This window comes from Phytohabitans houttuyneae (assembly GCF_011764425.1).
In the GTDB taxonomy this organism is placed as follows: Bacteria; Actinomycetota; Actinomycetes; order Mycobacteriales; family Micromonosporaceae; genus Phytohabitans; species Phytohabitans houttuyneae.
Genome location: NZ_BLPF01000002.1, coordinates 2,077,150 through 2,089,198, shown reverse-complemented (window position 1 = coordinate 2,089,198; position 12,049 = coordinate 2,077,150). Strand labels below are relative to the sequence as shown.

The 12,049-nt window shown below is 74.1% G+C and carries 12 protein-coding genes; 2 read left to right on the top strand and 10 right to left on the bottom strand.

Annotation, left to right across the window (positions count from 1 at the left end; all coding sequences use genetic code 11):
• Positions 1-3: 3 nt before the first annotated feature.
• From Phou_RS32585 to Phou_RS50690, 10 genes are all read right to left on the bottom strand, one after another.
• On the bottom strand, positions 4-213 hold the full coding sequence (locus tag Phou_RS32585; protein WP_173063285.1) for an MbtH family protein: 210 nt from the start codon (positions 211-213) through the stop codon (positions 4-6).
• A 43-nt stretch (positions 214-256) separates the two neighbouring features.
• Complete coding sequence (gene sbnB / locus Phou_RS32580; RefSeq protein ID WP_173063282.1) at positions 257-1,258, bottom strand: 2,3-diaminopropionate biosynthesis protein SbnB; 1,002 nt, start codon at positions 1,256-1,258, stop codon at positions 257-259.
• The gene (gene sbnA / locus Phou_RS32575) at positions 1,252-2,220 is read right to left on the bottom strand and encodes a 2,3-diaminopropionate biosynthesis protein SbnA (RefSeq protein ID WP_218579396.1); all 969 of its coding nucleotides are present in this window, start codon (positions 2,218-2,220) and stop codon (positions 1,252-1,254) included. The genes sbnB and sbnA overlap by 7 nt, the downstream gene beginning before the upstream one ends.
• An 80-nt stretch (positions 2,221-2,300) precedes the next feature.
• Positions 2,301-3,656, bottom strand: a complete 1,356-nt coding sequence (locus tag Phou_RS32570; RefSeq protein WP_173063276.1) for a condensation domain-containing protein — start codon at positions 3,654-3,656, stop codon at positions 2,301-2,303.
• A 4-nt stretch (positions 3,657-3,660) separates the two neighbouring features.
• Complete coding sequence (locus tag Phou_RS32565; protein WP_218579298.1) at positions 3,661-3,918, bottom strand: acyl carrier protein; 258 nt, start codon at positions 3,916-3,918, stop codon at positions 3,661-3,663.
• A 78-nt stretch (positions 3,919-3,996) separates the two neighbouring features.
• Positions 3,997-4,953 carry a beta-ketoacyl-ACP synthase III gene (locus Phou_RS32560; protein WP_173063273.1) on the bottom strand — a complete coding sequence of 319 codons (957 nt, stop codon included), beginning with the start codon at positions 4,951-4,953 and terminating at the stop codon, positions 3,997-3,999.
• 56 nt (positions 4,954-5,009) lie between these two features.
• Positions 5,010-5,768: a 3-oxoacyl-[acyl-carrier-protein] reductase gene (fabG, locus tag Phou_RS32555; protein ID WP_246274004.1), complete on the bottom strand. Its 759-nt coding sequence runs from the start codon at positions 5,766-5,768 to the stop codon at positions 5,010-5,012.
• 202 nt (positions 5,769-5,970) lie between these two features.
• Positions 5,971-6,426 (bottom strand): 3-hydroxyacyl-ACP dehydratase FabZ family protein, encoded by a 456-nt coding sequence (locus tag Phou_RS32550; RefSeq protein ID WP_173063270.1) that lies wholly within the window; start codon positions 6,424-6,426, stop codon positions 5,971-5,973.
• A complete protein-coding gene (locus Phou_RS32545; protein ID WP_173063267.1) occupies positions 6,423-6,794 on the bottom strand; it encodes an ApeI family dehydratase in 372 nt (123 codons plus the stop codon). The genes Phou_RS32550 and Phou_RS32545 overlap by 4 nt, the downstream gene beginning before the upstream one ends.
• 123 nt (positions 6,795-6,917) lie before the next feature.
• Positions 6,918-8,525 (bottom strand): BTAD domain-containing putative transcriptional regulator, encoded by a 1,608-nt coding sequence (locus Phou_RS50690; RefSeq protein WP_178134986.1) that lies wholly within the window; start codon positions 8,523-8,525, stop codon positions 6,918-6,920.
• 378 nt (positions 8,526-8,903) lie between these two features.
• Here Phou_RS50690 and Phou_RS53335 point away from each other — a divergent pair, with 378 nt between their 5' ends.
• Together Phou_RS53335 and Phou_RS32530 are read left to right on the top strand one after the other, a co-directional pair.
• The gene (locus Phou_RS53335; protein ID WP_246274003.1) at positions 8,904-9,533 is read left to right on the top strand and encodes a hypothetical protein; all 630 of its coding nucleotides are present in this window, start codon (positions 8,904-8,906) and stop codon (positions 9,531-9,533) included.
• Positions 9,530-12,037, top strand: coding sequence for a type 2 lanthipeptide synthetase LanM family protein (locus Phou_RS32530; RefSeq protein ID WP_246274097.1), 2,508 nt, complete (start codon positions 9,530-9,532; stop codon positions 12,035-12,037). Before Phou_RS53335 ends, Phou_RS32530 begins: the two co-directional genes overlap by 4 nt.
• Positions 12,038-12,049: the final 12 nt, after the last annotated feature.

Sequence of the window (12,049 nt, the reverse complement as noted above, 5' to 3'; positions counted from 1 at the left end):
GGCTCACGCGGCGGAGCCGGCCGCCTCCATCCGCAGGCGCAGGCTCAGCGGGCGCATGTCGGTCCAGATCTCGCCGATCTTGGCGAGGCACTCCTCGCGGGTGCCCTCGGTGCCCTCGGCGTGCCAGCCGGCCGGCAGGTCGCGGTCGGTCCACCAGATCGAGTACTGCTCCTCGTCGTTGCGGACCACCTGGTAGGCACGGTCGTCGCTCATCGCGCTGTCTCCTTCGCTCTGTCTGTTGTGGACGGTGTATTGGTCAGTCGGTCAGGAAGTCGTCGACCCGCGTGCCGAGACCGCAGCGCTGCGCCTCGGCGCGCACGTGCTCGGCCAGCGCGATGTCGAGGGCGCCGAGGCCGAACGGCGAGAACACCACCGGCCGGCCGTCGGCGGGCGGGAGCGGCTGCCCGCCGGCCAGGCCGCCGATCGTGGCGTGGATGAAGTCGCGGCCGCCGGTGAGCCGCTGCGCCAGGTGCAGCGAGGTGAGCTCGCGGCAGGCGTGGTCGGCGTCGTCGACGACGTTGTACGCGCCGAGCAGGTCGCCGGGCTCCAGGTCGCGCAGGGACAGGTGCAGCACGACCGCGTCCGGCGGGCACGAGGCCAGCGACAGGTGCGGGGTGGCGGCGGTGGTGGCCAGGGAGGTGAGGCGGTGCGCGGCGAGCGCCTTCTCGGCCGTCGGCGCCACCGCGACCGGGGTGTCCGGCAGCAGCCGGGACGCCTTCTCGGCGAACGCCTCGGCGCGCGCCTCATCCAGGTCGAAGACCGCCAGGGACGGCAGCGGTACCACGCCGGCGACGAAGCGCAGCACCTGCGCGTTGATGAGGCCACATCCGATCAGGGACAGCCCGTCCGGGCGGTGGTGGCGGGTCAGCAGGTCGGCGGCGAGCGCGGCGCTGGCCGCCGTGCGGCGGGCCGAGATCACCGAGCCTTCCACCAGCGCGGTCGGCTGGCCGGTCGCGAGCGAGTTGAGCACGATCGCCGCGCTGGCCCGCTCCACGCCGCGGGTGATGTTGGCGGGAAACGACGAGATCCACTTGAGCCCGGCGGCCGGCGGCTCGCTCGCCACGTAGGCGGGCAGGCCGATGATCCGGCTGCGCGCCGCGTCCGGGAAGCCGCCGTCGGGAAAGCGCAGGAACACCGAGTGCGGCACGCTGGTGCCACCCTGCTCGTGCAGGCGGTAGGCCCGCTCGACCACCCGGACGACCTCCGGGTCGGCGCCGTCGAGGATGCGCCGCACCGCGGACCGGCCGACGATCAGCATGTCTCGTCCTTCCACAGGTGGGAGACCTCGCCGAAGTGCTCGGTCACCCAGTCGTCGGAGTAGATGGTGTCGAGGTAGCGGTCGCCGTTGTCCGGGAAGATCAGCACGCACGTCGCGCCGTCCGGGATCTCCGGCAGGTACCGCAGCAGCGCCGAGACGGTGGCACCGGACGAGCCGCCGGCCAGGACCGCCTCCCGGTTGACCAGGAGCCGGCAGCCGACCACGCAGTCCAGGTCGGACACGTAGGTCACCTCGTCCGGCGCGGCGGAGCCGGCCAGCTGCGGGATGACCGACGCGCCGTGCCCCGGGATGAGCCGCGGCCGCGGCGCCTGGCCGAAGATGGCGCTGCCGACCGCGTCGACCGCCACGATCCGGGTGGGCAGCCCCCGCTCCCGCAGGTAGTCGCCGCAGCCCACGAGCGTGCCGCAGGTGCCGGTGGACAGGAACAGGTAGTCGACCCGGCCGTCCAGCTGGGCCACGATCTCGGCCATCGTCTGGCGCTGGGCGGCGGCGTTGAGCGGGTTGGCGTACTGGTTGGGACGGTAGGCGTGCGGCAGGCAGGCCAGCAGCTCCTGCACGCGCTGGACCCGGGCCGGCAGGTACTCGCCGGTCTGCGGGTCCGGCGCGCCGATCATCTCGATCTCCGCCTGGTACGCCCGCAGGATGGCGAGGTTCTGCCGGGTCGTCTTGGGGTCCACCACGCAGATGAACCGGATGCCGTAGTAGGCGCAGATCTGCGCCAGGCCGATCGCGAGGTTGCCGGAGCTGGACTCGACGACCACCGAACGGCCCGGCACCAGCTCGCCGGACTCCACCCGGCCGCGCAGCATGTTGAGGGCGGCGCGGTCCTTGATGCTGCCGCCGGGGTTGAAGCGCTCCAGCTTCGCGTAGATCTGTTGGGAGGTACCGGGAACCAAGCGATCCAGCCGCACGAGCGGCGTGTTGCCGACGGTCGAGAGAATTCCCTGCTGCACGCTGTCCTCCCTTCAAGGGTTCGTCGCGTGTGTCTGCGGACAATCTGCCGGCGCCCGCTATACGGCCCCTATACCGCCGATCCGAGCGCCAGCAGCGCGCGCCGCTCGGCTTCGTCCACCATGGACGCTCGGGACACGGGCCGGTCCGGTGCCGCGCAGGCGGCGCCGAGCAGGCCGAGGTAGTGGCCGAGCAGCCGGTCGACGGTCGGGGCGTCGAACAGGTCGGTGTCGTAGCTGAGCTCGACGGACAGCGAGCGGTCCAGCCCTTCCCGCACGGTCGCCGCGACGTCGAACTGCCCCTCGTCCCACGGCATCGACAGCCGGCGCATGTGGTGCCCGGCGAAGCCGTGGTCGCCGTCGGAGAGGGTGTCGCCGGGCTGCCGGGCGAGCATCGTGAACGTGGCCCGCACCAGCGGCTCCCGGTCCGGCCCGGGCGGCTGGACCAGCGCGAAGGGGTACGCCGCGTGGGCGAGCCCGCCGGACACCTGGCGCTGCGCCGCCGCGAACGCCTCGGCGAACGTGGTCGCCGGGGTGAACGAGGAGCGGAGCACGACAAGGTTGACGAGCAGCCCGACGGCCTCCCGCAGGGCCCGGCCGCGGCGCAGCGACACGGGGCAGCCGATGGTGAACTCGGCCTGGCCGGTGTAGCGGTACAGCAGCCCTTCGTACACGCCGAGCAGGACGCTGAAGGGTGTCACGCCGGCGGACGCCGCGCGGGCCCGTACCCGCTCGGCGAGCCGGTCCGGCACGGGCCGGGAGACCGCGGCGCCGCGGTAGGACCGCCGGGCCGGCCGGGGGCGGTCGGTGGGCAGGGTGGCCGCCGTGGCGCCGGCGGCGGTGCGCTCCCAGTGCGCGCGCAGCTCGGCGCCGCGCGGGCCGTCGAGCATCGCCCGCTCCTTGGCGACGAAGTCGTCGTAGGCGGGCAGCGGCGCCCAGTCGACGGTGCCGCCGCCGTGGATGGTCCGGTACGCCTCGCTCAGGTCGCGCCAGAGCACCCACTGGGACAGCCCGTCGGTCGCGATGTGGTGCACGACCACGACCAGCGCGCAGTCGTGCGGCCGGCGCAGGAGCACGATCCGCGCCGGCCCGTCCTCGGCCAGCCGCAAAGGTGCCGCGCCGACCTCGCGGACCAGCGCGAGCAGCCGCGGGTCGTCGACCGCGCCGACGTCGCGGACCTCGACGGCCCCCGGGCCGGGTGGGGACACTGCCCGCACCGGCCCGGGATCCGCCGCGTGGAACGTCGACCGGAGCAGGTCGTGGCGCTGCCGCACGGCGCCGACGGCCGCCCGCAGGATGCCGGTGTCGAGCGCGGGAGCCGCTATCGCCGCGGTCACCACGTTGCTCGTGGCGCTCTCCGGTGCGATCGTGTGCAGCGCCCACATCGCCCGCTGGCCGGCCGACAGCGCGCGTACGTCTCCGGTCACCGGCTCAGGCCGCCGCGCCGACCGAGTTCGCGGAAAGGACGAACTCGGTGAGGTCCTGTACCCGGATGAAGTTGCCGACTTCCTCGTCCGGCACCTCGATGTCGAAGTGGATCTCGGCGGAGCCGAGCAGGTCGACGAGCTTGAGCGAGTCGAGGCCGAGGTCGGCGAACGTGTCGTTGGGCTCGATCGGGCGGTCGGAGTTGTCGGTCATCAGCTGGCGGGTGAGCCGCTCGACGTCGTTGGCCACCTGGTCACGGTTCATGGGACGGTCCCTTCTAGGCGGTGGAGGCCCTACTGGATGGGGATGGCACTGCCGGAGCCGCGGGGGTCTCCGGACGGTTCAGGGCATCCGGACGACCTGGCTGGCGTACGCGAGTCCGGCGCCGAAGCCGAGCAGCAGCACCGTGTCGCCGGGCTTGGTGCGCCCGCTCTCGTGCAGCCGGCTCAGCGCCAGCGGCACGGACGCCGCCGAGGTGTTGCCGGTCTCGATGACGTCACGCGCCACCTTCTCGTCGGGGATGCCGAGGATCTCGGACAGCTGCTCGATGATCCGCAGGTTGGCCTGGTGCGGCACGAACCAGTCGATGTCCGCGATGTCCACACCCGCCTGCTCGCACGCCCTGCGGGCGACCGGCGGGACGTTCTTGGTGGACCAGCGGTACACGAGCGGCCCGTTCATCGAGGCGTACTCGCGGCCGTCGTCGGCCCACTTCGTGCCGAGGATCTTCGCGCGGCCGCCGTCGCTGCCCCACACCACCGGGCCGATGTCGTTTGTGGACGAGCGGGACACGACCGCCGCGCCGGCGCCGTCGCCGAAGATGACGTACGTGGCCGGGTCGTCGGGGTCGATGTACGCGGTCAGGTGCTCGGCACCGACCACCAGCACGTTGCGGGCCTCGCCGAGGCGGACCGCGTTGGAGGCCATCGCGACGGAGTACGCGAAGCCCGCGCACGCCGCGTTGAGGTCGAAGGCGCCGCAGGCCGGGATGCCGATCCGGCTGGCCACCTCGGGCGCGCCGCCGGGGATCCGGTCCCGCTTCGTCGCCGTCGCCAGGATCACGAGGTCCACTTCGGACGGATCGACGCTGGCCATGGCGAGCGCCTTGCCGCCGGCCTCCGCGGACATCGCCGGCACCGTCTCGTCCGGACCGGCGGAGTGCCGGGTCCTGATCCCGGTGCGCTCCTCGATCCAGTCTTCGGTCACGTCGGTCTCGCGCACCACGTCCGCGTTCGTGACCACCCGGTGCGGACGGTACGCGCCGAGCCCGGTGATGGTCGAACCATAGGTAGCCGTCATCGTTCACCTTCCTTTCGGGCTGAAGCATGTGCGCGGGTCTTCATAGCCGCGCTACATCACAGGGCCATGCCGCCGTCGACCGTGAGGACCTGGCCGTGCAGGTACGAGGCGCGGCCGGAGACGAGGAACGAGACGACCTCGGCGATCTCCTCGGCCTGCCCGAAGCGGCCCATCGACACCTGGTTGCGCATCGCGTCGGTGTGCGCGGCGGGCAGGTCGGCGATCATGTCGGTCTCGATGAAGCCGGGCGCCACCGCGTTGACCCGGATGCCGTGCCGGCCGACCTCCTTGGCGAGCGCCTTGGTGAAGCCGATGATGCCGGCCTTGGAGGCGGAGTAGTTGGTCTGCGTGGCGTTGCCGGACACACCGGCCACGGAGGACACCGTGACGATCGCGCCGCGCCGCCGCCGCATCATCCGGCGGATGACCGCGCGGCAGGCGTAGTACGTGCCGTCGAGGTTGACCCGGGTGACCGCGTGCCAGTCGGCGTCGGCCATCAGGGCCAGCGGCTTGTCGCGGATGATGCCGGCGGACGTGACGACCGCGTCGACGTCGCCGAGCTCGCGCTCGGTCTCGGTGACGAACGCGCGGACCGAGTCGGCGTCGCCGACGTCCACCCGCCGGGCCAGCACCCGGCCACCGGACTCGGCCGCCTCCTTGGCCACCCGCTCGGCGGCCTCCTCGTTGGACTGGTAGCACAGGCTCACGTCGTACCCGTCGCGGGCGAGCTGGAGCACGACGGCGCGGCCGATGCCGCGGGAGCCGCCGGTGACCAGCGCGACCGGCCGGGCGGCCTCGACCAAGGACCCGCTCACGCTGCGCCTCCTGGTTCGCTCGCTCGTGCGGCGCCAAAGGCGCCGTCTTCCTCCGCCACCCCGAAAACCCCGACTTCGTCGGCGGGGCGGCTCCGTCCAGACGCCGCCGCGCCAACTCGCTCGCTCACAGCGCCTCCTGGTTCGCTCGCTCGTGCGGCGCCAAAGGCGCCGTCTTCCTCCGCCGCCGCGCGAACTCGCTCGCTCACGCGGTCACCGCCGATCCGGCGGCGATGGCGGCGCGCAGCGACTCCGCGCTGCGCATCGCGCCGACGAGCCGGCCGACGGTCAGCACGACCTCGTCGCCGACCACGCTGTCGCCGCGCAGGAAGGCGGTGTCCGCGATCAGGCGGTCCATGGTGACCCGGTGGGTGACCTTCTCGCCGGGCAGGACCGGGCGGCCGTACCGGATCCGCTCGAAGACGCCGGCGACCGGCACGCCGTCGGTGAGCACGTTCGGCATGGGCCGGTCGTGCCGGATGAGCACCAGGGCCGCCTGGCCCCAGGACTCCAGCAGCAGCGAGATCGGCAGCGGCGCGGTGCCGGTGACGGTCAGGCCGCCGACCAGCCGGCGCCGCGGCACGAGCTCGCTCACCTCGTCGACGAGCAGCATCGGCGGGCGGTGCGGGATGATCCGCTTGATCTCCTCGATCCCCATCATGGCGTGGCTCCGTTCCGGTAGCGCAGCACCACTTCGGCGACGGTCTCCCCGCCGGCGGCGACCGTGGCGCGGCGCCGCGGCCCGTCCCGGCGGACGTGGACGACGAGGTCGTCCGCGTGCCCGGCGGGCAGCAGGAACCGGCACAGCTCGATCTCGTCGAGGATGAGGTCGGGCTCGGCGGCGCGGGCGGTCAGGTCAACGAACTCGAAGATGTGTACGCCGGGGAGGAGCGGAAAGCCCGGATAGTGCCCGGCGAACACCGGGTCGCCCGGATCGGGGCGTACCCGGGCGACGACCTCGTCGGAGTCGGCGCGTTGCAGCTCAATGGTCGCGGGTGTGACGAAGCCTCCCGCCATGACGGTCTTCACGTAGAAGACCGTCGCGGCGGCGGCTATACGTTCTCTATCCCCGCCCCTCGCGGTCGATCAGGGAGTTGGCGGGCGCGCCGGCCGGCGTGTCCACCCACGAGGTCCCTGATCAACAGGGAAAGGTCAACGGGCGAGGGCGCTGGCGGCGACCGCCATGCGGTCGACGTGGTCGGCCTTCTCGCGGGCGAAGACGCGCACGAGGTCGTGGAAGCGGTGCCGCTGGCGGTTTCCGCCGTCCGGGCCGGTGACCTCCAGCATCCGCGCGTCGACGAGGTTTTCGGTGACCTCCTCGCCGGTGCGGCGGGGCACGCCGAGCACGGCGGCGGTGGCCCAGCTGGCGAAGTCCGGCACCTCCAGCAGGGCCAGGCGGCGCAGCGCGAGCTGGCTCTGGGAGGCCAGCGCGAGGTACGAGCCGTCGAGCCGGGCCCGAACGTCCAATGTGCCCAGTCGCAGCTCGTCCAGGCGGTACTGCTCGTCGGCCAGGCGCTCGGCGAAGTAGGCCAGCGACCAGTGCGGCCGGGCCAGCAGGCGGGAGCCGGCGACCCGGATGCCGAGCGACAGCCAGCCGCACAGCCGCACGATGCGCCGGGCGGCGGCCGGCTCGCCCGCGACCCGCCGCTTGCCGACGACGGTGGCGAGCAGGTCGACGGCCTCGGCGGTACCGAGCGTGCCGACCTCGACCACGGCGGCGCCGGGCAGGTCGGACAGGCTCACCCGGGAGGTGACGAGGACCCGGCAGCCCGCCTCTCCCGGCAGCAGCGGCCGGACCTGCGCGTCGTCGGCGGCGTCGTCGAGCACGACAAGCATGCGCCGCCCGGCGAGGTGGCTGCGGTACAGGCGGACCCGCTCGTCCAGGCCGCGCGGGATGGCCGGCTCGGCGTTGCCGAGGCTGCGCAGGAACCAGCCGAGCACCTCCCGCGGCTCCACCGCGTTGCCGCGGTTGCCGCCGAGGTCGGCGTAGAGCTGGCCGTCGGGGAACCGCTCCCGCTCGCGGTGCGCGGCGTACAGCGCGAGCGCGGTCTTGCCGACACCCGCCATGCCGGTCACCTGGGCGGTCGCCGCGTGGTCGCCGGTCAGCACCTCGGACAGCGCGCCCAGCTCGGCCGCCCGGCCGGTGAAGTCGCCGATCGCCGGCGGCAGCATCGCCGGACGGACCGCGTGCCAGCTGGAGGCGACGGTCGCCGGGCCGGTGCGGGCCGGCTCGGCGGTGAGGATCGCGCGGAACGTCGCGGCCAGCGTCGGGCCCGGCTCGACGCCGAGCTCGTCGGACAGCACCCGGCGGCCCTCGTGGTAGACGGCCAGCGCGTCGGCCTGCCGCTCGGTGCGGAACAGCGCGGTCATCAGCTGGCAGCGCAGCTTCTCGTGCAGCGGGTACTCGCCCACCAGTCGGGTGAGCTCGGGCACGAGGTGGGCGTACCGGCCCAGCAGCAGGTCGGTCTCCACCCGGCGCTCCAGCACCGCCATGCGCAGCTCGGCCAGGCGGTGGGTCTCGGCGCGGGCGAGGAACTCGGTGACGTTCATCAGGGCGGGGCCGCGCCACAGCGCGAGGGCCGCGTGGAACGCGTCGGCGGCCTCCTCGTAGCGGTGGTTCTCCTGCGCCTCGCGGCCACGCGTGGACAGCCGTTCGAACTCGGCGAGGTCGAGCTGGCCGCCGCCGGTGTGGATCACATAGCCGGACCACTGGCGGCGGATGTCCACGTCCGGGCCGAGGTACTTACGCAGGCGGGACACGTAGTTGTAGATCTGGGCGGGGTAGGTGGCCGGTGGGTGCTCGCCCCACAGCAGCTCGCAGAGGCGGGAGTCGGGCAGTGCCCGCCCCCGGACAGCAGCAGGGCGGCGAGGACCGTTCGTTGCTTGGCGCCGTCCAACGGCACCTCCGCACCACGGTTCCAGACGCCGACCGGTCCGAGAACTCGAAACTCCATGGCTAGCTCCGTTTCGCGTGGGCCGTAAGCGGCCATCACATGTACGGATGCTCGCGGTACGCACGTCCGGTACGCATGCGTGCGACGTACTCAAATTCGTGGACCGACACCCCGACACCCACCGACACAAATATGGGTGGTCACTACGCATCCCCTGCGTAGGGCCCTGTGGGAAGTTCATTACGTGACCACGACATCCGCTCCCGCAGCCAGCACCGGACCCGGTGCTCTCCTGCCGGTCGGCTGGTGGGCCCGCGGACTCGCCCTGCACGAGCGGGCCGCCCTGGCGGGCGCGACCGGCCCGGCGACCGGTACCGGCGGCGACCCCGCCACCGGCGACCGGCGGCTGGCGCGGTGGCGGACCGGGCACGGTCCCGGCCTCGCGACCCGCCTCACCGACCTCGGCCTCGACGAGGACGGCCTGCGGGCCCTGCTCGCGCAGGACGCCACGGAGCTCGCCGCCCTGGCCGCCCGGCCCGAGTGGGTGGAGACGGTGGAGACGGCGGTGCGGGCCTCGGTGGCCCTGCCCGCCGGCGCACCGGTACCGGCGGACTGGCGGGAGGCGCTCGCGGTGCCGCTGCAGCCCTTCGTCGACCTCGCGCTGGACCGCCTCCACAAGGAGACGGCGACGCGGGTGCCGCACGGCGACGTGGACATCGCGGCGATGGCGGACACGCTGGGCGCGCTGCTGCGGCAGCGGCTCGTCGCGATCGCCGTCCGCACGCTCGTCGCCGACCTGCACCGCCGGCGCGCCGCGGGCCGGCTGGCCGGGCGGACGGGCGGGCCCGCTTCGCCGACTTCGTCCGGCGGCTGACCGCACCGGACGCGCTGGCCGACCTGCTGGCCGAGCACCCGGTGCTGGCCCGCCTCCTGGCGCAGGCCGCCACGACGGCCGCCGAGGCGATGGTGGAGCTGCTGGAGCGCTTCGTCGCGGACCGCGCCGCCCTCGTCGCCGCGCTGTTCGGCGGCACCGACCCGGGCCCGGTCACCGCGGTCGACGGCGGCCTGGGCGACGCCCACCGCGGCGGGCGGCAGCCGGCGATCCTTCGCTTCGAAGACGGGCGCAGCGTCGTGTACAAGCCGCGCGACCTCGAACCGCAGGTCCGGCTGAACACGGTCATCGACTGGCTCGACGGCGCGGCGCCCGGGATCGGGCTGCGCGGCGTGGCCACGCTCACCCGGCCCGGCTACGGCTGGTGCGAGTTCATCGCGCACACGCCGGTCGCCGACGCGGACGCCGCGCACCGGTTCTTCCGCCGCCAGGGCGCGCTGCTCGCCGTGCTGCACGTGCTGCACGCCACCGACATCCACTTCGAAAACCTCATCGCGCACGGCGACCAGCCGGTCGCCGTGGACGTGGAGACGCTGTTCCACCCGGCACTGTCCCCGGTGGACGGCACCGGCGACCCGGCCGCGGACGTGCTGGCCAACTCGGTGCACCGCACCGCGCTGCTGCCACTGATCGTGATCGGCGAGCAGGGCATCCTGGACATGTCCGGCGTCGGCGGTGACGGTGGGTCCGTCTCCCCCGCCAGCTCGGTGAGCTGGGCGGACGCCGGCACCGACCGGATGCGGCTGACCCGCGGCGCGGTCACCGTGGACGGCACGACCAACAGGCCCCGGCTGGGCGACCGCGAGGTCGACGCGAGCGCGCACGAGAGCGCGATGCTCGACGGCTTCCGGGTCGCGTACGACGCGATCGCGGCCCGCCGGGAGGAGTTCACCGGGCTGGCCCGGGCCTGCGCCGGCATGCCGGTGCGGGTGGTCGTCCGTCCCACGTGGACGTACCAGAGCCTGCTCGACGAGACCACCCACCCCGACGTGCTGCACGACGCGCTCGACCGCGACCTGGCGCTCGGCCTGCTGTGGTCCAACGTGGACGCCGACCCGCTGCTGGCGCAGCTGCCGGGGCACGAGATCTCCGCGATGTGGCGCGGCGACGTGCCGCTGTTCTCCGGCCGCCCGGCCAGCCGGGAGCTCACCGCCGACAGCGGCGAGCCGCTCCCGGTGCCGCTGCGGCAGTCCGGGCTGGACGCGGCGCTCGACAAGATCGCCGGCCTCGGCGAGGTCGACCGGCAGGACCAGGAGTGGATCATCTCGGCCACGCTGGCGACCCGCCGGCCCGACCGCGGCCACCTCGGCGCGGAGCCGATGCCGGGCCGCGTCAGCGGCGCCGCCGCGCAGCCGGACCGCCTGGTCGTGGCGGCCTGCGCCCTGGCCGACCAGCTCGTCGCCCGCGGCATCCCGGATCGTGGACGGGTCAACTGGCTCGGCCTCGAGCTCGTCGACTCCCGCCAGTGGCTTGTCCTGCCGATGGGTGCCGGCCTCGCCAACGGCTACGTGGGCGTCGCCCTCTTCCTGGCCCAGCTCGCCGAGCTGAGCGGGGTCCCGCGCTACGCCGAGGTTGCCCACCGAGCGGTTGGCGGGATACCTCGCCTGTACGAGACGCTGGCCGGCCGGCCCGACCTCGTCGCCGCGATCGGCTGCGGCGGCCTGCACGGGTTCGGTGGCATCGCGTACGGTTTGGCCCGGCTCTCCACGCTTCTCGGCGATCCCAACATCCGGGAGTGGGCGTCGACCGCCGTCACGCTCGCCGCGGCCGCGGCCGAGGTGGAGTCCTCGGCGGACTGGGCCACCGGCTACGCCGGATGCCTCGCCGCGATGAGCGCCGTGCACGCCGAGACCGGACTGGAGCCGGCCGCCGCGCTGGCCACCCGCTGCGCCGACCGGCTCGCCGGGATGCTGTCCACCGTGGACGAGGCCGGCGCCTCGACCGGGCTGCTCGGCTTCGCCGACGGCATGGCCGGGATCGGCTGGGCCCTGCACCGGTTCGCCGCGCGCGGCGGTGCGTCGTACGCCGACGCCGCGCGGCGCGCGCTGCGCCTGGCCGGCCGGCGGCGGGACACCGGCGCCGAGGTCGAGTACGGCTGGTGCCGCGGAGACGCCGGCCTCACGCTGGCCCGCAGCTGCCTGGCCGGCACCCCCGACGACGAGCTCGCCTGGACGGTCCGGCTGCTCGCCGACCGGCCGGTGCCCCGCGACCTGAGCCTGTGCCACGGCGAGCTTGGCATCGCCGAGGTGCTGACCGTCCTGTCCACACAGTCGGCGGACCCGGGTGCCGCGGCGGCCAGGCGCCGCCGCGCCGGCCTCGTCCTCGACGCGATCCAGTGGCACGGCCCCTCCTGCGGCACGCCCGGCGGTGTCCTCACCCCCGGCCTGCTGACCGGCCTCGCCGGCATCGGGTACGGCCTGCTGCGCCTGGCCATGGCCGAGCGCGTGCCGTCGGCACTGCTGCTCGAACCGGCCCCCACGTCCTGACCACAACCCCCC